The sequence below is a fragment of the Streptomyces sp. NPDC044061 genome (assembly GCF_056434305.1).
Genome location: NZ_JBWKFL010000038.1, coordinates 1 through 22,616, shown reverse-complemented (window position 1 = coordinate 22,616; position 22,616 = coordinate 1). Strand labels below are relative to the sequence as shown.

General features: G+C 68.6%; 15 protein-coding genes and 2 pseudogenes. 11 read left to right on the top strand and 6 right to left on the bottom strand.

Annotated elements, in window-relative coordinates; all coding sequences use genetic code 11:
- Positions 1-961 precede the first annotated feature (961 nt).
- The 3 genes and pseudogenes from AC07CM_RS39780 to AC07CM_RS39770 all read right to left on the bottom strand — a co-directional run bounded on the left by AC07CM_RS39780 (position 962) and on the right by AC07CM_RS39770 (position 3,023).
- On the bottom strand, positions 962-1,369 hold the full coding sequence (locus tag AC07CM_RS39780) for a helicase associated domain-containing protein (RefSeq protein ID WP_478881412.1): 408 nt from the start codon (positions 1,367-1,369) through the stop codon (positions 962-964).
- A 175-nt stretch (positions 1,370-1,544) separates the two neighbouring features.
- Positions 1,545-1,775, bottom strand: a pseudogene (locus tag AC07CM_RS39775) (DEAD/DEAH box helicase family protein); the annotation flags it as partial.
- A 654-nt stretch (positions 1,776-2,429) separates the two neighbouring features.
- The gene (locus AC07CM_RS39770; protein ID WP_478881411.1) at positions 2,430-3,023 is read right to left on the bottom strand and encodes a TetR/AcrR family transcriptional regulator; all 594 of its coding nucleotides are present in this window, start codon (positions 3,021-3,023) and stop codon (positions 2,430-2,432) included.
- 58 nt (positions 3,024-3,081) lie between these two features.
- On the opposite strand from AC07CM_RS39770, the gene AC07CM_RS39765 reads away from it, so the two are divergent.
- The 3 genes and pseudogenes from AC07CM_RS39765 to AC07CM_RS39755 form a co-directional block, all read left to right on the top strand.
- Positions 3,082-4,029: a patatin-like phospholipase family protein gene (locus AC07CM_RS39765; RefSeq protein ID WP_478881410.1), complete on the top strand. Its 948-nt coding sequence runs from the start codon at positions 3,082-3,084 to the stop codon at positions 4,027-4,029.
- On the top strand, positions 4,026-5,507 hold the full coding sequence (locus AC07CM_RS39760; protein WP_478881409.1) for a flavin-containing monooxygenase: 1,482 nt from the start codon (positions 4,026-4,028) through the stop codon (positions 5,505-5,507). Before AC07CM_RS39765 ends, AC07CM_RS39760 begins: the two co-directional genes overlap by 4 nt.
- A gap of 10 nt (positions 5,508-5,517) precedes the next feature.
- Positions 5,518-5,781 (top strand): annotated as a pseudogene (locus AC07CM_RS39755) (hypothetical protein); the annotation flags it as partial.
- A gap of 129 nt (positions 5,782-5,910) precedes the next feature.
- On the opposite strand, the gene AC07CM_RS39750 reads toward AC07CM_RS39755, so the two are convergent.
- Positions 5,911-6,528 (bottom strand): SUKH-4 family immunity protein, encoded by a 618-nt coding sequence (locus tag AC07CM_RS39750; protein WP_478881408.1) that lies wholly within the window; start codon positions 6,526-6,528, stop codon positions 5,911-5,913.
- A gap of 662 nt (positions 6,529-7,190) precedes the next feature.
- On the opposite strand from AC07CM_RS39750, the gene AC07CM_RS39745 reads away from it, so the two are divergent.
- The 4 genes from AC07CM_RS39745 (at position 7,191) to AC07CM_RS39730 (ending at position 10,365) form a co-directional block, all read left to right on the top strand.
- On the top strand, positions 7,191-7,829 hold the full coding sequence (locus tag AC07CM_RS39745) for a hypothetical protein (RefSeq protein ID WP_478881407.1): 639 nt from the start codon (positions 7,191-7,193) through the stop codon (positions 7,827-7,829).
- A 288-nt stretch (positions 7,830-8,117) separates the two neighbouring features.
- Positions 8,118-8,564, top strand: a complete 447-nt coding sequence (locus tag AC07CM_RS39740; RefSeq protein ID WP_478881406.1) for a hypothetical protein — start codon at positions 8,118-8,120, stop codon at positions 8,562-8,564.
- 191 nt (positions 8,565-8,755) lie between these two features.
- Positions 8,756-9,487 carry an HAD family hydrolase gene (locus tag AC07CM_RS39735; protein WP_478881405.1) on the top strand — a complete coding sequence of 244 codons (732 nt, stop codon included), beginning with the start codon at positions 8,756-8,758 and terminating at the stop codon, positions 9,485-9,487.
- 59 nt (positions 9,488-9,546) lie between these two features.
- Positions 9,547-10,365 (top strand): IS701 family transposase, encoded by an 819-nt coding sequence (locus tag AC07CM_RS39730; RefSeq protein ID WP_478881404.1) that lies wholly within the window; start codon positions 9,547-9,549, stop codon positions 10,363-10,365.
- Between the two features lie 111 nt (positions 10,366-10,476).
- Here AC07CM_RS39730 and AC07CM_RS39725 read toward each other — a convergent pair whose 3' ends face one another.
- On the bottom strand, positions 10,477-11,028 hold the full coding sequence (locus tag AC07CM_RS39725) for a hypothetical protein (RefSeq protein WP_478881403.1): 552 nt from the start codon (positions 11,026-11,028) through the stop codon (positions 10,477-10,479).
- A 16-nt stretch (positions 11,029-11,044) separates the two neighbouring features.
- Entirely contained in the window at positions 11,045-13,726 is a 2,682-nt protein-coding gene (locus AC07CM_RS39720) for a DNA/RNA non-specific endonuclease (RefSeq protein WP_478881402.1), read from the bottom strand.
- Positions 13,727-14,343: 617 nt separating this feature from the next.
- On the opposite strand from AC07CM_RS39720, the gene AC07CM_RS39715 reads away from it, so the two are divergent.
- The 4 genes from AC07CM_RS39715 to AC07CM_RS39700 all read left to right on the top strand — a co-directional run bounded on the left by AC07CM_RS39715 (position 14,344) and on the right by AC07CM_RS39700 (position 22,381).
- Positions 14,344-16,692, top strand: coding sequence for a helicase-associated domain-containing protein (locus AC07CM_RS39715; protein ID WP_478881401.1), 2,349 nt, complete (start codon positions 14,344-14,346; stop codon positions 16,690-16,692).
- Positions 16,693-17,432: 740 nt separating this feature from the next.
- The gene (locus AC07CM_RS39710; protein ID WP_478881400.1) at positions 17,433-18,020 is read left to right on the top strand and encodes a hypothetical protein; all 588 of its coding nucleotides are present in this window, start codon (positions 17,433-17,435) and stop codon (positions 18,018-18,020) included.
- Positions 18,021-19,618: 1,598 nt separating this feature from the next.
- Entirely contained in the window at positions 19,619-20,380 is a 762-nt protein-coding gene (locus AC07CM_RS39705; RefSeq protein ID WP_478881399.1) for a MerR family transcriptional regulator, read from the top strand.
- Between the two features lie 816 nt (positions 20,381-21,196).
- Positions 21,197-22,381 (top strand): hypothetical protein, encoded by a 1,185-nt coding sequence (locus AC07CM_RS39700; RefSeq protein ID WP_478881398.1) that lies wholly within the window; start codon positions 21,197-21,199, stop codon positions 22,379-22,381.
- Positions 22,382-22,616 lie beyond the last annotated feature (235 nt).

Sequence of the window (22,616 nt, the reverse complement as noted above, 5' to 3'; positions counted from 1 at the left end):
GAGGGGATGAGGTGGCGCATGCAAGTTTCTCCACCAGTGCTGGTCGGGCAGACGTCCTGGGCCGATGTGATCAGCAAGATAGAGCTCTGCTCCAGACGCTAGGCGAACAACTGCGCATTGCGCTGTTGAAGACCCCTGCCGCCGCTGCGCCGCGGCACCACCGACCAGGGCCGCAGCCCTTCCCGGTCCGTCGGCCCGCCGCGCCCCGTCACACCCGCACTCTCCGCGACTCCACGGCCGGCACCCGCGCCGCCCTCCAGGACGCCGGCGCCGTGTGAGTCTGCCAGCAGGTGCAGGCCTGCGCCCACCTCCACCGGCCGGTGCACGCTGTGCACCCGCCACAGCCCCCACCGCGGCGGTGACGCATCCGCCGGACGGCGCCACTCACGCCTCACCGCCTGCACCCAGGCCCCCAACGGCCCCGAACCTTGGAGGGCTTGCAGCTCGCCCAGCCAATCCCGGCCAAGATGCCGGCCCAGCACGGCAGCGAGACGCTCACCGCCGTCCCGACTGCGCACCAGGCCACCGGCTCCGGCGTCAACACCTCATCCGGCTCCGTACCCGTCGCCACCGCGGCCCGCGCCACCCGTCCCCACCGGCGCCGCGCCCACCCCAACTCCTCTGTCAGAGCGCCAATGTCGAGGAACTCGATCGGATGCCCGTCGCCCACATCGAGCAGCCATCGGCCGTGCCGCACACACAGCCGCCTCCACCGCGGCCCGTATACCCACAACCGTCCCCCAGCGCCGTATCGGGCCGCACGCAGCCGGCACCCGAACACCACCGGCCCCCACTGAAGCGCGCCCATCCGCCACCGCACCATGCGGCCCCCCCGCATTGCCCCGGGCGACGGGGGCCACAGCCCGACACACCGGGACAAAGACTGCGTAGCCTCACGCCGGCGGTTGATCCAAAGGAGCCCGGACCATTTGGTCCGGGCCCTTCGCCATACCGGATGGGGCTATGTCCAGCGCATGGCGATCCGTGTGAGTTGGTCGATGCGTTCTGGCGACAAGGTTGCTGCTCTGCTCCTCTGGTTGCTGATCCATGCGCCCAGCTTCAGGTCCCGGACCTGCTGGTCCTCGCCGTTCTCACCGCCGTCCTCGTCGCGTTCGAGGGTGATGGTCTCGATGTGCCGTCTCGGGACGTTCAAGTGTCCTTCGCGGTGGTAGTACTGTTTCGCGGCCGCGTAGTTGGTGGCCCATTTGTCGGCCTGCGAACGACGTGGTTTCGGCCTCTCATCCTCGTCGGCGCGTTGGATGCCGAGGACGTGTTGGCACATCCACTGCTGCGCGGTCGTGAGCCGTTCCCAGCGCAGCCGCTGCGCTTGTACCCAGCGGCCGAGGTCTTCGCCCTGGTGCACGGTCACTGCAGCCGGTCGGTGACGTGGGGGAGGCCTGCTGCGAAGGCTTCGGCCTCCTTTCGAACGGCTGTACCCAGTTGACCAGCTCACCGATGTCCGTGGTGTTGGGGAAGGATGCCTCTGGCCCCCGAAGGGAGGAGACTCCGATCATCGGCGCGGTACGGCCTCCCGCGCGCCAGGCGGCCTCGGTCTGGGCGAGCAGGTCCAGCGAGGGCACGAGGACCAGAACACGGCCCGCCTGCAGCTCTTTTGCGCTGCGCACGGCGACGAGGGTCTCTCCGGAGCCGGTCGCCATGACCACCTGCGTCCGCAGACCTCGCTCGGGCACGGTCGACTGTGCGGGCAGTTCGAGGGCACGGAGCACCGCGTTGACGGCTTCTCGCTGGTGGGGTCGGAGTTCGCGCGCTGTCATACCGGTCAGCCTTCTGCTTCCTGCGGGGCCTGTGTCCGCCCGTGTCCCGGAGCTTGTCGTCCTCGGCCACGATGTCCTTGCCGTCTGGGCCATGACCCGTTCCTCGGACGCTGCAGCCGAAGCTGCTCAGCAGCCACGTCAGTATGATGCCCCGGAGCAGGCCCAGCCGAGCTTGATCTCGCTGCCATCGGGAAGTGGCCCTCGTGGCCGCCGTGGGCATTCCACATCCCTCCACTCCAGCACGTATCGGGCAACTACTGCCTTGCCGAGCCGGGCGGGAGGGCCTGCGCGATCACGGGTAGTGAGCGGCGGTCTCGAGTCGGCTGCTGCCGGCCGCGGAGTCGGGTGTCTCGGCTCGGGCGGGAAAGGTGCGCGATCACTGCCGGCAGCAGGCGCCGACTTCGTTGTGTCTGCCACGGCGTTTCGCCCTGGTGTTCTGCTCGTTCGGCCCCCTTGGAAACGGGGTGCCGGCGGAGGGCTGGTACGGGCACCAGCCGTATGCCGGTGAGCGCGGACGATGTGGAGTCGTCCGTGAACGGTGCAACGCCCCAGCGCTCCTTCGGCGACACGGCTTTCGCGGCGATCACCCGCTCGCCTGCGAGCCGCCTCTTCCGGCCGGGTGCCCGCAACCTCAGCAAAGCAGCATGGGCACCCTCAGGGACGCCCGCTCATGATGCTGCGCAGCAGGTCGATGATGGGCTGCACCGGGACGGTCGGGTCGAAGGCGCGCTGGACACCGAGCCCGATGCCGAGGCTGAGCAGGGTCAGGGCGGCGGTGTCGGCGGGCAGGGCAGGTGTGATGCCGAGTTCGTCCGCCTGCGCCCGGATCAGGTTCGCGAGCGCGTCGGTGACGGTGCGCCGGCGCTGGGCGAGCTGTTCGCACACCTGTGTGTCGCGGCGGTTGGCGGTGGCGAACTCGACTTCCAGCGAGGTCCACGAGCTGTCGCCGATGGTCTCGTCGGCCCAGCGGGCGAATCCCGCGATCCGGTCCTCGAAGCGGGGCGCGTCGCCCATCGCGGCGGTCAGCTGTGTCACCTGTTGTGCGGCGATGCGGTCGAGCACGGCCAGGCACAGCTCGTTCTTGGTGGCGAAGTTGGAGTACACCGCCCCCTTGGAGTAGCCCGCCGTCTCTGCGACACGCTCCATGGACGTCGCCGTGAAGCCGTCGCCCAGGAAGAGCGTGTAGGCGGTGTCGAGGATGTGTTCGCGGGTGCGGGCCTGGCTCTCGGCCCGGGTCAGTCTTGCCACCCCCGGAGGATACCGCTAGCTTTCGAATTCCCTTGGTATTCGAATACTGGGAGAATCTATGGTGGGATGTCAACGACGCGGGCTGGTCGTCGGGTGCGGCGGCACCCTCGGCTTCGCATGGGCGGTTGCGGCACTGGCCGCGGTCGAGGAGCAGCTCGACTGGGATGCCCGCACGGCCGAGGTACTGGTGGGGACGTCGGCGGGGGCGGAGGTCGTGTCCGCGCTCGCCTCCGGCCGGTCGGTCTTCGACCTGCTCGCGGCGCTGCAGGGCCGGCCAGACGCGGACCCGCTGCTCCTGCGGCACGTCGGCGCGCACCCGGGTGCCCTGCCACCGGTTCCGTGGCCGGGGCTGCCGGCCGCCGGGCTGACGGCGGCGGCAGTCCGGGGCCGCGTCCCGCTCGGGTCGGGGCTGCTCGGCCTCCTGCCGCGCGGCCGTGGGGATGCGGGGTGGCTGCGGGGCTTCGGCGCCGCGCTGGCGGACGGCCACACGTGGCTCGCCTCGTCACGTACGTGGCTGGTGGCGACCGAGACGCGCTCCGGCACACGGGTCGCGTTCGGATCGCCCGGCGCCCCGGTCGCCGACATCGGCAGCGCGATGGCCGCGTCGTGGGCGATCCCGGGCTGGTTCCCTCCCGTACGGATCGACGGGCGCGCCTACCTCGACGGCGGGATGGTGTCGCCGACGTCGGCCGACCTCGTTGCCCCGCTCGGCCTGGACGAGGTGGTGATCGTCGCCCCGATGGCGACGTCCGGGGGCGCGCCCGCCACCGGCCTGAGCCGCCTCGAGCGCGTCGCCAGGCGCTGGATGACCCGGACCCTCGACGCGGAGGAACACCTGCTTCGGGCAGCGGGGACCCGCGTCGTGCGGATCGAGCCCGGCGCCGAGGAACTGGCCGTCATGGGCTTCAACTTCATGGACGCCGCACGCCGCCCGGCCACCCTCGACGTCTCCCTGCGTACCGCGCCCGACCGTGTCAAGCGAGCCATCGACAGGAGCACCACATGAGCGCCCATTTCGAGGTCATCGTCATCGGCGCCGGCATCTCCGGGGTCGGCGCGGGGGTCCGGTTACGCGAGGCCGGGATCCGCAACTTCCTGATCATCGAGGCCGCCGACGACTTCGGCGGCACGTGGCGGGCCAACACCTATCCGGGCTGCCAGTGCGATGTGCCGTCCCGGCTCTACAGCTACTCGTTCGCGCCGAACCCGGACTGGACGAGGGCGTACGCGCGTCAGCCGGAGATCCTCGCCTACGTGAAAGGGGTCGCCGACCGGCACCGGCTGCGCGAGCACACCCGGTTCGGCGTGCGCATGACCGAGGCGCACTGGCAGCCCGACGCGGCACGGTGGCGGATCAGCACCAATGCCGGGGAGTTCACCGCCCGGTTCATGATCGCCGGTGCCGGGCCGTGGAACGAGCCTGTCATCCCCGATATCCCGGGCCTTGCGGAGTTTCCCGGCGAGGTGTTCCACTCCGCGCGCTGGAACCACGACTACGACCTGCGTGGCAAGCGGGTCGCGGTGCTCGGCACCGGGGCATCGGCCGTGCAGTTCGTCCCGGCCATCGCCCCGCAGGTCGACCGGCTCCACCTGTTCCAGCGCACTGCCCAGTGGGTGCTGCCCAAGCCGGACCACCGCATACCCAAGGCCGAGCGGTGGGTGATGCGGCACGTGCCCGGCGCCCGGGCCGCGATGGCCGCGATGGAGTACCGGGCCATGGAGATGCTGGGCCACGGACTGCGCAGGCCCTCGCTGCTGCGCGGCGTACAGGCCGTGGCCCGCGCACACCTGCGCGGCACCGTGCGGGACCGTGAACTGCGCCGCAAGCTGACCCCCGACTACACCATCGGCTGCAAGCGCATCCTGTTCTCCAACCACTACTACCCGGCCCTGACCCGCCGGAATGTGAACGTGCACGCCTGCGCCGTCCGCACGGTCGACGGCACCACCGTGCTCGGCGCCGACAACAGCAGCGCCGAAGTGGACGCGATCATCCTCGGCACGGGCTTCCACATCCTCGACATGCCCCTGTCCAACCTCATCCACGACGGCGCCGGACATTCCCTCGCCGACTACTGGCAAGGCTCCCCCGAGGCGTACCTCGGCACCGTCACCGCCGGGTTCCCCAACGCGTTTCTGCTTCTCGGTCCCGGCCTGGGCACCGGACACAGCTCCGCGTTCACCATCCTCGAAGCCCAACTCGATCTCGCCTTCCGCGCGATCCTCTCAGCCCGCGCCGAGGGCTGGGCGTCGCTCGAGGTACGCCGCGACGTGCAGAGCGCCTACAACACCGAACTGCAGGCCGCCCTCGCGAGCACCGTCTACAACACCGGCGGATGCCGGAGCTACTACCTCGACGCCAACGGCCGCAACAGCTTCAGCTGGCCCTGGTCCACCGGCCGGCTCCGCACACAGGTGGCCCGCTTCGACGCCCGCGACTTCACCGTCATCCACCCCACCGACCGGCAGGAGCTCAGCACATGAGATTGCCCGCCATCGACATGCGCGGCGCCGATATCGCGTGAGTGGCGCCGCACACGGCAGCCGCCACCGCGTCGCCTGCAAGGGCATCGAGTCCTCACACGATCTCGGCCAGCACTGTTGGGTCGTCGAGAGAACGGTGTCCTGGCTGGCGGGCCGCCGTTGGCTCCACCGCCCCTACGAGCGAAAGACTGAGCACTTCCTCGCCTTCGTCGGGATCACGGCAGCCCTGATCTGTCACCGGCGTCTAATCAATGGAGCAGCGTCTCGTGCATGACGCGCCTACCCGGCCGGGGCGAGGCAGAGTGAGGAGCTGGTCGCGCAGGTCGAGGATGAGACCGGCCGGCAGGAAGGCGGCCTGCGGACTGCGCAGACCACGCGGTTCGTGGGCGACACCGGCTGGTGATTACCCGTAGAGCGAGCGGGCTCCCGGGCTGGTGCCCTTGAAGCGCTGGCCCGCGGCAATCTCCTCGCCGACCATCGACCAGACGGTCTCGTCGTCCTGGAAGGGAAGCGGGTCAATGCTGCTCGTCTCCTGACGGATACGCTCGACCTCGCGCTCCAGGCGCTCGAAGTCGGCTTCCTCGTCGCCGTCGTCGCCGCTGAAGGTGAACTCCTCGAGCAGGCGCTGGAACCGGAGGGTGACCTGGATGAGGGAGGAGACGTCCGTATGGAGTTCCTGCACGGTCTCCTCATCGGCGTCGAAGGCGTGCACCTTGCCGGAACCGGGGTCGAGGGCGAGGTGGGTGTTGAGCAGCCAGGCGATGACGGGCCATTCGCCCGCGTCCGCCGAGGTGTCCTCGAAGTCCTCGGCGTCGACGACGCCCTGGACGAGGGGCAGCCGGCCGGTGTCCTCGTCGGGCTCACGCAGCCGGAGCATCCCGGTGGGGACGCCGACTGTCTGCAGGAGGCGGGCGCCCTCAGTGTCCGTGGTGGAGGGCGGGAAGGCGGTGGCGGGCAGGGTCGCGATCGGGCCCTCGCCGAAAGTGTCGGCGAGTTCGCTGCGGGTGACGTCGAAAAGCACTGCCGGAACTCCGAACTCTGCGGCGGCACGGGCACCGTAGGACTCTCGGTGGATGGATGGAGTCACAACAACAGCATTGCGGATCGAATGCTGTGCCGTGCCCGACAGGCCAGGCCAGTGTCCGCGTGGTTCAGGGGCCGTGACCGCTATACCACCTCATAGCCGGCTCGCCGGCCCTGCGCTCGCCCAGCGGCTGGCCTGGGCGCACTTCAAGACTTACAAGCTGGGGAACGGTCGGCGGACCGCGACGGCGCAGGGCCTGCGGGCGTGGGATGACGGGGTGGGCCGGCCCGCCGCTTTCGCGGAACTCAGCGCCCGTCTGAAGGGCTTCGAGTCGCGCATCCGTTCAAGGCGCCGCCGGTCACAGCCCCATTCGGGACCACTGGAACCTGGGGGTATCCCGAGGCAGAGCGCCGGGGGATGGGGTGGAAGGTTCCGCTGGTGCGTCTAGCGGAGGAGAGTCCTGTAGACGTCGGGCGGAGAGGATCCTGCACGAGGAGAGGCTTGCTCCGATCCTGCGGATGTGTCGTTGTGGACTGCCGGGAAAAAAATGGTCGGGGCGGATGGCCCGTGTTGCCTGTGCCGGCGGCTCGGCTCGTCGAACGGGGTGGTGGCCTTTTGGGCCGGGTGGGCTGGGCGTGAGAGGTTATGGAGGGGGATTCGTGGTCTTCAATCTGGTGTCGCTGTTTCTGTCGATAGTGGCTGTGGTGGCGTCCACGTGGGGGATCTTCCGCCAGGTGGCGCGTGCCAGAGCAGACAGCGATCTGTCCATGACCACCGATCTGCTGCTCACCCATGTCAGGGATGCGGCTTTCCAGAGGGACCAGTTGTGGGTGCTGACCGAACTTCCGCTTGAGCACGGTCCTGAAAACGGGATCGAGGGATTGCCGTATCCGGCGAACTACCGACTGTGGAACGTGGGCATCGTCTATGAGTCAGTGGCGATCATGCTGCGGTTCGATCTCACCAATCCCGTTATCCTGCTGAGCCTTGCGCAACATCGTCTGATCAAGACGTGGGAGACGATGCAGCCTTACATCGAGGCCGAACGCGCCAAGCGCGGTCGTATCATCTTCCCTTTCTTCGAAGACGCGTACGTCTTCGCCAAAGAGGTGGACGCCAATGTCCTCTATCGAGAGATCGCGCTTCGACGCGCAGATGGAACCCTGCGTTCTGCGATGCCCGGTGCAAGGGGGCCGGAGCGGCAGTTCGCCCGGCAGTGGCGTCGGTGGGCAGGCCGACGTGAGCCACGCATGGCGCGCGCCGTGCGCAGGCTCCGCGCGATCGACCCTCGGCCCTGAGCTGCCGGGTGCGGTCGGAGTCTGTATCCGGGGGGCTGGTGCTCTCGGGCGGCCTGGTTGAGGGGGAGGGGGCGGGTCCACCGCTGAGTGATGTCGACGGTGCGGGACAGCGAGTGGTGGGGAGTCGATCAGTGCCTGTGTCAGAGCCTTCGTTAGTTCTGCCTCGCGTGGCGGAGCACTGCCCGCTTCCGTTGGAGTGAAGAACTCGATGAGCCGCTGCCTTCCACGCCTCAACGCGTCATGGTTCCTTTTGGGGCCATCAGGGTCGAAGGGAGCAGGGTTGTGCATGTGAGGCGTATCGGAACCATCCTGAGCGCTGCCGCGCTCACCATGCTGGCCGTTCCGGCGAACGCTCACGCCGCAGCCGTCGCCTGCGGCGGTGGTGTGTCGACCGGCCGGGTGGCCGTCAACGGCTGCATCAGCGCCCAACGCGGAAGGGAAGGCCGCATCTACACGCGGGAGATCACGGCGTACGTCAAGGCACGCAACACGGGGCCTAGGGCGGTGAACGTCTCCTACGAGGCGTTCTTTCGGGTCGTCGACGGTGGTTACTGGGTGAAGTTGGGGAGCGGTCGCACCTATGTCCCGGCCGGTGGGACCGTCGGGCCCACGGAGGTGGGAAGCTCGACCCGGGTGTGTGGGCCCGTGAAGGTCGAGATTCGTGTACACGCCCGTGCCGACGGGGCCACCTGGAGCGGGTGGTCTGCCGCAGGCACGGCGCAGTGCCAAACCTGAGCGGCCAACACTGCGACCGCTGCACTGTATACGGCAACTCCCAGCTCGTGCTGTGACCGCGTTGGTTCGCCGGGTTCAGTCTTCTGCGAGGCTGGACCGGCGCCATGCGACCTTGGACAGCCATCCCGAAAGGAAGATCGCGATACCTGTCTTCTGGCGGTCAGGGACAGGCACCACGAGATGGTCTTCCTATGGCAGATGTGATCTTCTTCGATCTGGACGGCACCCTGGTCGATCATCGAAGCGCGGTCTTGGAAACGATCGGCCATATCGTCCAGGCCGCGCCGAACGCGACGGCTCCACCGGAGGAGCTGGTGACGTTGTGGTGGACGCTGGAGTCGCGCCACATGCGGGAATACCTGGCCGGTCAGTGCTCCTTCGCTGAGCACCACCGACGCAGGCTCCGTTCCTTCCTGCCGATGCTCGGCGAGCCGGTTCCTGAAAGTCCCGGCCTTCTGGACGCCTGGATCGCCGAGCGCTACCTCACAGTCTTCGAGGAGTCCTGGCGGTGCTATCCCGATGTCCAGCCATGCCTGGAGACCCTGAAACGGCTTCCCCGAGGACCGCGTCTGGCTGTTCTCACCAACGGGGACCCCGAGCAGCAGCGCGCCAAACTCGCCCGCTTCGACCTCCTCGAATACTTCGAAGCCGTCCTGACCCCGACCGAGCTCGGTGCGGCCAAGCCCGTCGCCTATGCCACCGCTTGCCGGCGGATGCGGACGGACCCCGCGCAGGCGGTCAACGTGGGCGACATGCTGGAAAGCGACGTAAACGCGGCCGCCCTCGCCGGGCTCACCGGCATCTGGCTGGACCGCGGCATCGACTTCGTCACCGGTGGACCATCGCCGACGGCAGACGAGACGGTGCTCCGCATCGAACGGCTCACCGACCTCCCCGACCACCTGTCACGCGCGAACGCCTGACCGGCTCTCACGGCCGTCGTGAGTGATCGGGCCTGGCTTCAGGCCGCCAGCGGCTGTTCGTGCCGGCTTGCTGGGATCCGGTCTCGCCGGAGGCGGACCCAGTCAAGGTCGCCCGCCGCCAGCGCTGCCAGATCCCCGCCGGGGCGGGACATGTGGAGAAGTGGCAGCTGGCCCTGGACATGAGCGACGAGGCCCGCAGCTGGGGCGTCGGCGTCCCCCTGGTCGCCGCCGACGCTGGATACGGCGATGCCGCCGCCTTCCGCCTGGCCTGGAGGAACGGAAACTGGCCTACACCGTCGGCATGTCCTCCCGGCTCACTGCTCACCCCGGACATGCGCAGCCGATCACCCCGCCCTATCAGGGCACATGGGCCGCCCGCCGGTGGCAACGTATCCGGACAAGCCGACGACGGTGAAGGAACTGGTCATGCAGGCCGGCCGGCAGGCGGCCCGGCCGGTGTCCTGGCGCGAGGGTTCCCGGCTGGGAAAGGGCCGCAGCGGCTTCAAACGCATGTACTCGCGCTTCGTCGCCCTGCGCATCCGGCCCGCCGGACGCGAGACCCGCCAGGCCGCCAGGGTGCGGAACTGCCCGATCGGTGGCGGCTGGCCGAATGGCCCGTCACCGAGAGCGAGTCGGTGCAGTTCTGGCTGTCCTGCCTGCCCTCCGGCATGGCCCTGGCCTCGCTGGTCCGACTGGCCAAGCTCCGCTGGCGCATCGAACACGACTACCGCGAGATGAAACAAGCCCTCGGACCGACCCACTTCGAAGGCCGCACCTGGAACGGCTGGCACCACCACGTCCCCCTCGTCTCGGCCGCTCACGCCTTCTGCACCCTGCAGCGGCTGGTACAGGACCCAAAGGCCGCCGCGCAGGACTGAGCCTTTATCAAGTAGTCCGCGAGATGCCGACGCTCCTCGCTCTCTGGGCCGGCACCTGCCCCACCTGCCACCGCGACATACCCACCCCAATACGAACCTGACCAAGCCCTACTAGAGTCTCGGGTTCCACGGGGGGCGACCGGGCTCGGGTGCGACCAGGTCGTTTAGGAACGGGTCTTCTTTTGTGAGGGCGCGGATGAGCAGGGCGACCATACCCACGTCGTAGCGGCGCCAGTCCGCCTTGTCCCACACCACGACCGGCCAGGCATCCGGGTCCGGGGCTTCGGTCAGCCAGAAACACTGCTCTCCGCCGACACCGCTGGCCCAGCCGAGCAGACCGCCGGGCTCGGGATGGAAGGCGTACGGGAACAGGGCCGGGAACTCCTCGCGCAAGCCGCGCAGGAGGGTGCCGGTCTCGGCCGCGTCGTTCAGCATCGCGCGCAGGGCAGTGATTCCAGCTTCGGCGTCGTGCAGGGGCCACGGGGTGGACAGCGTGAGTCGGCTGCCTACCGTCCCGGCCCCGAAGCCGTCGATGAACGCCCGGTAGTCGGCGGGCAGTTCCAGACCGAACGCGGTCCGGGACTCCTCCCAGGGCAGCGCCGACACCGCCCCGGGCGCGACTCCAGCGATCCGGGCGAACGCGGCGATGTCGTCCCGCACCATTGCCTCACCACCTCTCTCAGGGATTGAGATAGTGCCCGTCCTTGACGTTCTGCACCGTGCCACCGCCGGGAACCGCGAGCGGATACGGATTGCCGCGGGAGTCCCAGGTGATGATGTTGAACGTGAACGCGTGCGGGATCACTTCGCCATTCTTGTACTTGGCCAGCACCGTCATCTTCACGATGCCTCCCTTGGCGAGGAAACCGGTGACCAAGGACTGGATGCGGGTCATGGCGCCGACGTTCACGGGTGTGGCCCAGCACGGCGTGAGGTTGCGCTGAATGCCGCGGCCTCCGAGCGCCTTGGGTATCAGGTGGCAGCTGTTGACCAGCTTCCCCTCGTCCGCGTTTGGGTACAGGGCCTTCGCGCGCTTCCGTGCCTCGTCCATGCCGGGACTGTCGGCGTTGGAACCGGTGCCTTTGCCCACCGGGTTCTTCAGGCACGCGGTGGCCGCAGTGGCACGCTTGTGCGACCCGGTCGGGGCGTAGTAGATCCAGCCTGCGCCGCTGGACTCTACGACACCGTTCGGCGGACGCTGCGTCAGGCAGGTCGGTTTGTCGTCTGGCTTGTCACTGCTCGATGCGCTGGGTGAGGCCGGAGCCCCGCCGGAGCCGGCGCAGTGCGCGCCGAGCCTGCGCAGGTCCGTCCACTGGTGGGTGCCCGCCTCGTTGACGATGACGAGGCGGTCGACGCGGGGGCCGGCGCCGTTCGGCTCGCACAGGCTCTCCCGCGCCTGCCGGAACTGCGCTCCCGTCGACAGGAGTTGCTCCAGGCGGGTCGTGGTGGCCAGCGCCAAGAGTGGGCCCACGCCCGGCTCGAGGTGGATCTGCAGAACACGTTCGAAGCCGGGCGGTGCCTTCTCGCTCCCGGCGTTCGTGGAACCCTGGCGTTCACCGTTGAGCTGCTCGGCGCCGAGACTCATCTGCGCCCCGAGTTGCTCCGGGCTCTGCACGGTCTTCGCCCGCACGGCGCGCTTGCTCTCCTGGCCCTGGCGGGTAGTCGTGTAGATGTAGTCGGCCCGGTACGTCTTTCCGTCGACCTTGTACGGCCCGGCCCAGGTGACCTTCGCGAGCGGATCGGTCCGCAGCAGTTGCGCAACTTGCTGCAGTACATGCCGGTTGTCGACTTGCTCCGTGGTGTCGACTTGGCCGGTGGTGGGGAGGATCTCGCGCAGGTCCTCGGGGTTCTCGAGGCGGCCGGAGTCGACGATCGCCGACAGATCGGGCAACTCGCCCTGGTTGTTGGCCCCCTCGAGCGCATCGAGTGCCTTGTCACCGGCTCCCGTGTCGCTGGTCGGCCTGTCCTTCGTCATCAGGTCCAGCAGCTTCGCCACAGTGGGTTTCAGGGGAGTCCCGACGCGGACATCGTCCGGCCGCAGGTTCCGTGCGTGCAGACGGCTTCCCACCTTGGGGTCCGATCCGTACTCGGCGGACGAGTACACCCAGGCGTAGTCGGTGTGTTTCACGGTCCGCCCGGTGCCGACGGCGATGTTGGGGCGTGTGCCACTGACCTGCTTGGACTGCTTGGGTTGCAGAACGCCGAGGGGGTGGGGCTGATCGGGCACGGCAGGAAGGCTGAGATAAAGGGTTGCCGCTCCCGCCTCGTCCCCGCTGTTCGTGACCGTGAAGGAGTACGAGCACGGGTTGGTCGTACACAGGTACCCACTGTTGTTGGTGATGGTGAAGTCCGGCCCCATGGACGTGGAGACCACTTCGGATGATGTGGCAGGAGGGACAGCGGCGGACGCGGCCGCAGCGACGGTCGAACGGACCGCGGTCGTCTGCTCGTTGGTGGCGGGCTTCGGAACCATCAAGAGGTACGAGCTGTAGTCACCGTCCGCGTAGTCGGCGGGCGTGGCCGTGGCGCGGTAATCGGCCGACTCCGCCCTGCCCTTGTTGCGCCGAGGCGCGTGCCAGGCAGCGGGCTTGACCGGGCTTTCGTGGCTGGGATCCCCGCCGATGGCGAGCACGGTGTAGGGCGATTCGTCGGCGAGGACGACGGTCCAGCCCTGCGCCGTGTACGAGACCGCCTTGTGCCCCTCGATCGTTCCCGCATTCTGCTGCACGGCGTCGGGATCGGAGGTGACTTGCGTGACCACCGCGGCAAGTGACTTCGGCGTCAGGGAACCGGCGTTCACGGCGAAGTTGTCGAGCATGTAGTAGCCGGAGCGCTTCTTCGGCGCGATCCAGCGGCCGCTGCTGGTCAGGTCCGTGCCGTACAACGGGTCTTGCTGCGCCCAGAACTCCGCGTCGCCTTTCAGATAGAGCTGGTCACCGGACCACGCAAGCGCGGATTTGCCGGCCACGGGTTCGCTCAGAGTTCCCGACGCCTGTCCCGACGCTGTGACTGTCAGCGTTGCGTGGGTCACGGGCATGTGCACGACCGGGGCATAGGCTGTCGACAGAGTCACGGCTGGAAGGGCACTCAGTGTCCGGGCGGCCAACACCCCCCGGTGGGCCGGCGGGACATGAGGGGCTGAGGCTTCCCGCTGGGAGTGGCTGGTACTACTCGGCAACAGTACGTACACGAGGCTCACGAGCACCGCCAAGGCGACGCCTATGGCGGTCAACGGCAGTGCACGCCCTTGTCGGAGCCATGCGCTGGCCGATCCCGCCGGCCGTGGCAGCTGCACAGCAGGCGGTTGGGTCGGTAGCGGAGGCACCACAGGAGGCTCGCGTGGCGTCGGGGTGGGCCGCACTGATGCACCGGAGGAGAGCGGGGCCAACGGGGGCGGGCTAGGCGGAGCGGGGGGCGCTTGCGGTGCCAGCCTCGCCCTTCTCCCCTTCTGTGCTAACCATCCCGATATCCCATTACTTCTCACGTAAACTCCGTTTCTTGTTGAGGCATTGAAAGCTGGAGCCTGGCATCCGCCCCTCGTGGCCCTTGTGTGCGCGTGTTGGGGCTGCCGTCTTCCGCGGCAGGCCCCTCGTACGACATTTCGAAACCCGGTGCGGGCACGCGGCCACGGCCAACGGGGCAGCTGGCAGCTCCACTTCAGCCACCTGGCATTCCGCTTCAGTGGACGTCGGTCGCGTCTGCAACCATGACCGGGCATGCTGAAATCCCGATGAAATTGCGACGATGTGCGAGAGCTGGGGCTGAGAGGTGGGTGGTGGATCTGCTCAGGGGTTGCGGGTCGCGGTACTCGGGCCAGTGCGCGCCTGGCGGGACGAGACCGCGTCGCCACATGCGTCATGCTGAAAGGCCGTACCACAGCGTGGCGTCGCTCTAGACGAGGTGTGCTGATCAGTGAATTCCGGTAAGTCGACCCTTGCAGCGTGGCTGCACCGCCTCGATGCCGCACACCTTAAGGGGGTGCTCGCGGCGCGCCTGGACGTCGTGTCCCCGCCGGAGCCCCGCTCGGTGAGCGAACTGGCCGAACGCCTGCAACGCCCGGGCTCGGTGGCCCTGGCGCTGCCCCGGTTGACGCTTCCCGCCCTGCAGGCGGCCGAGGCACTGGCGGCACTGACTGCACCGGTGTCGCGCGACGTCCTGGCGGACCTGCTCCACGCAACCGAGGGTGAGGCCGCACGCGGCCTGGAAGCGGCACTCCAGACGCTGGCCGCACATGCACTGGTCTGGCCGGACAATGGGGGAGCACTGCGTATGGCGGCGCCCCTGCGGCAGGCGTGGGACACACCGCTCGGACTGGACCAGCCGCTGGCGACGCTGCTGAAGGACACGACCTCCGAGGAACTGCGCCGGATGCTGACGGCTCTGGGCATGCGGCCTGCCGTGACCAAGCCGCAGCGCCTCGCGGCGCTCCTAGAGCACCACAGCGACCCGACGCGTGTCGCCGCCGTGGTCGCGCTGGCCCCGGCCGACGCCCGGGACCTGCTGGAGCGCCGGGCGGAGGCCGGGTACCGACCGGAGCCGCTTACCACCTTCGGGGGCCCAGCAGCCCCCGAACCGGGTGCGCGCTGGGCGCTGGACCGGGGCCTGCTGGTTAAGGGCCGATACAGCTACGGCCCCCCGCGGATGCCCGCCGAGGTGACGCTCGCGTTGCGCGGGCCCGGCCGGCATGCTCCGTTCGATCCCGCGCCGCCCGCCACGCCTCTGGTACCCGTCACCCCGGCGGAGGTGGACGGGGAGGCGTCCGCAGCGGCCACGGCGTTCGCCGGCCACGCTGCCTCGGTCCTTTCGGTCTGTGCGACTGCTCCGCCCGCCCGGCTGAAGTCCGGCGGAGTCGGCGCCCGCGAACTGGCCAGGATCGGCAAGGTGGCACGCTGCGAGGAGGCCATCGTGCGCCTCACCCTGGAGACGGCGTACGAGGCCGGTCTGATGGCCCGTGACGGTGACCGGGTGGCGACAACGGACGCCTACGACACCTGGGCGGAGTTCGAGCCCTCACAGCGGCTTCATGTGCTGGTGCACGCCTGGTGGTCCCTTGCGCTCACCCCCTCACAGACCCGCAACGAGGACGACAAGGCGCTGCCCGCCCTGGCCGGAGCCCCGCCCTGCGGCGGCTGCCTGCAGGCCCGGCACGGGCTGCTCACCGCCGCTTCCCGGATCCCACCTGGTCAAGCCGCGCAGAGGGTGGAGGAGTTGGGGTCCGTGACCGCCTGGTCCCGTCCGCTGGCCGAGGTACTACCGCAGGACGCGACACCGTTCGCCACCGTGACCCGGGAAGCGGAGCTGCTCGGCGTCCTCGCCCGCGGCGCCCTTTCCCCGATCGGCGCCGCGCTGCTGGCCGAAGACCCCGAGGGCTTGTCCGAGGTCTGCCGTCGCCTGCTGCCCGAGGCCGCCACGACGGCCCGCTTCGGCGCCGACCTGACCGCCGTCGTCACCGGCACGCCCGCTGCGCGGCTGGTCACGCTGCTGGACTCGGTCGCCGACCGGGAGGCCGGCGGCACAGCCTCGGTGTGGCGCTTCAGCCCGAGGAGCGTTCGCCGCGCCCTGGACGCCGGCCGCTGCCCCGACGCCATCGAGACGGACCTGGCCGCCGTCGCCACCGGCCCGCTGCCGCAGCCGCTGGCGTACCTGATCAACGACACGGCACGCGGCCACGGACGGATCCGCATCGCCCCGGCCGCCTGCGTGATCCACGGCGAGGAACCCGCCCTTCTCGCCGAACTCGCCGCCCACCGCAGACTCTCCAAGCTGGGCGTGCGGCAGCTCGCCCCGACGGTTCTTGTCAGTCGCTCATCACTGGAGAAGACGCTCGCGGCACTGCGGGCCGAGGGCTACGCGCCGGTCGCGGAGTCGGCCGACGGCACCGTACGCATCGAGCGGCCCCGCAGCCACCGGGCGACCGCGCCGGTTCCGCCGCCACGCAAGCCGACCGGTGCGCCCGGCGCCCGGGCCCTGACGACCACCGCACCCGCGTCTGCCGAGCTGACCGCGCTGGCCGCCCGGCTCGCCACCGCCCCGCTCACCGGTCCCGCCCCCGACCCGCACAACGGCGTTTCCTTCACCACCGACACCGAAGAAATCATCGCCGAATACGCCAGGCGCCTGTCCTACACCGATGTCCGTCAACTCGCCCACGCCGTCGACGACGGCACGGCGGTCACGATCGAGTACGTCGCCACCACGGGCAAGCGCACGATCCGCACGCTCAGCGACCTGGCCCTCGACCCGCCGTACCTGTACGCGTGGTGCCAACTGCGCGACGAGGAACGGATGTTCACCCTGTCGCGGATTCACGGGGTGATGCCGACTTGACGCGGAAACGGCGGACCAGGGCGTACGCCGGCCGCCGTGCAGGCTCTGGCGGGCCCCGGCCCGTGCAGCGGCCCTCCTATTTGCACGGCCCCGGCCTACGAGGTCCTCGAATCGCAGCTGAAGAAGAGCCCGTTGGCCCGAACTCGAACCGTGTGACTGTCGGCGAGATCCCACAACGTCACGGCGACGGATGAGGGAGTCGGTGACCAGTCCTTCCTTGAGGACCGTGCCGAACTCCAGCCAGAACGCGGCGCAGCGGTTTGGACCCTGGGTCATCATGTACTTGCCCATCCGTTACGGGCTTGTGTGTAGATGTCTTCCTTGGCTGGCCGACCCCCCGGCTGGCTCCAGGGCATCGCGTATGGCGACGCGCTGAGCCTCATACCCGGCGTGGTCCAGCCGCCTCCGGCGCCTCCACCACACAGCTGACTGCCTACCGCCTCCTGGACTGCGTAACCGTGGATAGGGCACTGCGCAGCCTGAACAACAGACCCTCGTCCCGGGTACTGCGCAGCGCTGTGACGTGCGTGGTCGGGGCTGTGGTCGGGTCACAGCGGGGGTGGTCGTGTTGGGGACTTTTGAAAACGGCTCCGTCCGCAGTTCCGTGAACGATCTTGAGCGTGGTGCAATGCCAGCGTGATGCTGAGTGCCGAGAATCAGGGCGGCTCGGTGTGTGGGCGGGGACGGGTGGCGAGACGGTGGCAGCAGAGCTTCGGGGTGCCGTGAAGGGGTCGCCGCGGTTGGACTGGGAGCTGATGTCCCTGGAAGGCGTCGGGCCGCTGTGTTTCGGCATGCGTATCACTGAGGTCGCCGCAGCACTGCTGGGCATGACCGAGCTGCGTCGGTTCCAGGCTGACCCCTTGTTTTGGGAGACCCTCGGCGTGGAGTTCGGCAGATGGCCTGCAGAGCCTGCCGTGTATGCCTACTTCGTCGACGGCCGGTTGTTCTGCGTCGCGGTCGATGCGGTCCACGGACCCCAGGTGAAGCTCTGGGGACGGGAGTTGACCGCCTGCGTCCCAGCCGATCTGGAACGGTACTTCTTGCACGCTCACCGTTGTGGGGTGCTCGATGTGTCCTACGGTCCGCGGGGGAACCCTGGGGTCAACGGGCTCGGTCTGGTGGTGCGGGTGCAGGACGTCGCCAGCGGCGTGGTGACCCGGCCGGTCATGGTGGGCCGGACTTGGGCCGACCGGTGCACCGACGACTGGGAAGGCGCGATCCCGGAGTGCGAATGGGTGGGCCGCCTGTGGGCCGACCCCGATGGAACGGCATCCTGGCCCCCGCCCGGCCACAAGACGCACTGGGGCGGATGGCAACCACCCCTCTAGCCTGGTCCCTTCCTACGGCGAGCTTCCGGCGCATGCGGCGTTCCCTGGAGGCCGCCATGCGGAGTCACGGAACTCCGACGAACGCGAGCGCCGGACCCTGCTGCGCCCCTCTCGCACCGATGCACGTGCGACGTATGAGAGTATTTCGTACAGTTTTACTGCCCGGCTCTGACAGGCAGCAGGGCTTGGCGGTCCCGCGCCCCGTTCGCACGTCGCGCGGGACCGCCACCAACCCTCCTCTGCGCTCACGTGCCTCCCCAGCCGGCGTCTTGGTGTCAGGCCCGTAGGCTGGACATGCCGATGCCAGGTACTCCTGGCCCTGTGGGGCCCGCCGTGAGATCGGGCCCCACGCTTCTTCCTTCTGTTTTTGTGCATCGTGTTGACCACCTCACCGACACCGAGGAGCGCATCCTCCGCTGTATCCGCGAGCACATCGTCGAGCACGGCGAAGCGCCGACGACGGTGCAGATCGGCGAAGCGGTGCGCTACCAACTGGGAGAGTTGGAGGCCAAGCGCGGGATCGTCCGCGAGCCGGGACGGTGGAGAGGGATCCACTGGCATGAGCGCCGGTGCAGCACGGCTGGTGGGGGAGCGAGGAGAGCAGCCGCGGGAAGTTTCGTAACTGGCTCGGCGAGTACGGCAATCTACGACGAAAGTCCCTGAAGGGCGTCTAGGAGGAAGCCGGGGCTGGTGATCAACGGAGTCGAGTTCCGGATCCCGACTGTTGTTCTGTGATGGCGTGAGGTGTGCTCACCGATGTCTCGCAATGCAGTGCCGCAGCCACTGCCACCATCGTGGGTGACTCGATTAGCTGAGTGGCGATCGAATCCAGGATCACTGCCAAGCAACGATTCGACCTGGACCCAACCTATCGGCCGCCAGCGCTCGTCAGGTATCTCGATGGCGGGCAAGTGCGGCTTGAGCCTCCGCCCCCCGATCCATCCTGAGTTCCTGGTACTGCTCTGTCGGCGGGGCGGTGAACAAAACCAGCGGCCCCAACCCGGGTCAAGCCCGGCATCGCCTCGATGCCACGTCTGGAACGCCGCCTCACGGGACGGCCGTCCACGGAGAGACCAGCCCGGAATCCGTCCCATCGGTTCCGCCGCCCAGCCTGGCCGCAGGTGACGGACTGGCACGGGCGTGCTTGCGCGGCTTCCTGGACCGCGAAGATGGTCTATGCGTCGGTCAGCTCGAACAGCGTGTCCCCCCGCACGATCAGGCAGTCGAAGAAGTCGTCGCGGAAGCGTGACGCTACGGCGAACGCTTCCCGCTAGACGCCAGGTTGCAGCAGACTCATTCCCCCACGGCCTTCGTGCTGGTCAAGTGCCTCTTTGGTCGGAGCACAGGATCAGACGTTGGCCGTGTTCACGTCCCCGGAATCCTCGTACGGGCGACCACGTTCGGGACATCGTTCGAGGCCAGACCATGAAGAAGCTGAGAACCCGTTCCCAGTCAGGTCCCGGCGGGTCGAGCCTTCGAACGGCCGCAGCCGTCGTTCCGCAATCCGGGGCCGGTTCCGGCTTGCGGTTTCCGCTACGTCAACTCCTACCGTCTTAGGTGTGGCCGGAGAGACCGGCCCGGCAATGGGAGGCGGGGAAATGGCCTGGTCGATCGCGCATGTGGCCCGGATGTCCGGGGTGACGTCCCGGACGCTGCGGCATTACGACGAGATCGGCCTGCTGCCGCCGGCGTGGATCGGGAGCAACGGGCACCGGTACTACGAGGAGGCCGATCTGTTGCGGCTGCAGCAGATCCTGCTGATGCGGGAGCTGGACCTGGGGCTGCGCGAGATCCAGGCGGTCCTGGACAGCCAGGTAGATCAGCTGGCTGCACTCCGCGAGCACCACCGACGACTGCTTGCGGAACGCGACCGGCTGGAGACGCTCGCCCGCACGGTCGGCCGCACCATCGCCGAACTGGAGGAAGGCAAGGACAACAGCGACATGGCAAAGATCAACAGGCCGGAGAACCTGTTCGAGGGATTCGAGCCCGGCCGCCACGAGGCGGAGGCGCGCGAGCGGTGGCCGGAGCACTGGGAGCAGTCCCAGCGAGCCATCGCGGGGATGACCGCCGAGGGCATGGAGCAGTGGCAGCGTGAGGTGACGGCTCAGATGATCCGCATGGCGGAGTTCATGGTGGCCGGCACACCCGTCGCCGATCCTGCGGTGCAGGCCGAGGTGGACGCCCACTACCAGGGCGTGTGCCGGTTCTGGACCCCGTGCGCGGCCGCGTACAAGGGACTGGCCCAGACCTACGTCGACGGCCCTCAGTTCCGTACGAACTTCGACCGGATCGCCGACGGACTGGCCGTCTACCAGCGCGACGCGATGGCCGTCTACGCCGACGCACGGCTGAGCTGACCGACGGCTCACACTGCCGGGGGGCTGCAGACCCCCGGCGGCAGGCAACCAGCAGATACCACCTGCACAACCCGGCCACCGAAGCTCCTGGCACCGTGCCGAGAAGAATTCCGGGTGACCCGGTGCGGACACACCACGGGGGTGTGGGTCCGGACCGGTCGGCACCGACGCCGTCTCGGGGGCTCCCTGCCGGTGCCAGTGCCACCACCGGTGATTTTCCCCGAGCCGACCTCGCACCTCCCGGCAGGTTAGAGAACAAGCTCAGCAGTGGGACCGGGTGTGGGCGGGCGGTGTACCACCGGCGGCGGTCCACCAGGCGGCCACGGCCGCGCGCTGCGCGGGGTGGGTGGCGTGGGCTTTCTGTTCGTAGCGGGGGGCCTGGTGGTCGGCTGGCGCCCAGGTGAAAAAGCGTAGCAGGGCGGGGGTGTCGCGCTGCCGTGAGGCGTTCAGGGGGCGTGGGCAGGTCGTTGTGCTGTGCGACATGGCCGGCGCAGACGCGCAGGACCGGGGTGAGCGTCGCCCGCCGTGGCTCTGGTCCTATGGGAGGTGATTTCCTCAGGAATCCGAGCACCGGCCGTTGTGTGGCGCACCTGGTGCCGGGGCCGGCGATTCGACGCTCTGTGCGGTCCGGGGGGGACTGGTCGCGCTCGAGTGCGCGGCATTCTTGCCACCTGTCGGAGGTCCGGTTCTGGTACCCGGGTTCTGCTCCGTCCAGATGTTGGGTGTGCGCGCTGAGGGTTGCCAGGTGGGTGAATGTCCGATTGTGGTGTGGCGTGGTACGTCCAGCGGCCCATTGTCGCTGGATAGGCATGTTGCATGATCGCACTTCGTACGCAGCGGCGGGTCGCTGTCTCGATGCTGGCAGCCGCGGCACTCCTGCCCGCCTGCCTCCTGGTGACGGCCGCCCCTGCGTTGGCCGATCACGGTGGAGCCAGTGCTGATGCGGATGCAGGCGATTCGGACATTGAGGCACAGCGGCTTTTGGCCCAGCCGCCCTTCCCGCCCGCCGATGTGGGCCTGCTCACCACCCAGGCGTACCCGCAGGCGCCGCTCATGGTTCCCGCCCCACCGCGGCAGATCACTGATCAGGAGCTGATCCGCGAACTCAAAGTCACACTTGAGCCCCGTGGGCGGCGCGCGGTCGAGGAGGGGCTGGACATCTTCTCCAGCCAGCAGATTGCGGCTGTGGTACCCGATCTGAACCTGCGTGCCGCCCTCGCCTCCCTGGCCGGTAGCTCCGCGCGGGGCAGCATTCGGGCGGTCCGCGATGGTGTCGTCAGACGTGTTTCTTTCGGTACCACGCCAGCTCAGGACGCGGTCGCCCAGAGCTTCACGGCCCCGAATCATCAGTCCGACATCGTTTTCAACCAGCGGTATCGCTATGAGGACTTCCGGCTCCTCGGGGTGATTTTCTCGCACGAGACCATGCACCAGGACCCCCAGGACAACAACAACGAAGAACTGATCAACACCGCGCTGCACACCGCTTATTACGGGCAGTTGCTCCTCGAGCAGCCGCGGTTGGCGGCCAGCCGTACCGAGCTGTCCCGTAGAATCAACACAGGGCTGATGGCGCTGCTGAACACCCGTGATGCACTGGGTCGGCAACGGCTGAGCCACTCCACCGGCAACGTGCTGCCCGATGCGGCGACTTCGCTGCCCAGCTTTGGCGCTGCTTTCCTCGGCATCACCCCTGACGGCGGCACGGCCACCGATCCCACCAGCACGTCGGGCAACGCGAACCTGGATTTCTATCTCAGCGCCATCACCGGCACCCGGCAAACCGGCGCCGCGTTCAATACCGCCACCGTCGAACTCCTCGACCATCACCAGGCCTGGGCGACGCCCAGCCAACGCATTCGGCTTGCCCGACTGCTCAAACTGCGCATCTCCCACCTTGGTAAGCCCTCGCGTACCGGCTCAAGGCCCGCGTTCGCAGGGAACCTGAACACATGGGGCATCGGCGCTGATGTATCACCTGTACCTCCGGCGCTGATCTGATCGCAGCGGCCAGTGAACGCCAAGCCGTGAGCGGCGATGGAATGGTCAGGCTGGCCGGCGGGCCTGTGCGAGGCGTAGTGAGGGTCAGGAGGTAACTTGAGGCATTAGTGCGGTGCCTGGCCGGCGTCCTGGCCGTCTTTAGACCGTGTCCTACGTGGTGAGGCGGACGAGGCGTTTGTAGCAACAGAGGGCGGCGGCGAGTCCGAGAAAGGCCAGGTAGTTACGGGGATTGCGC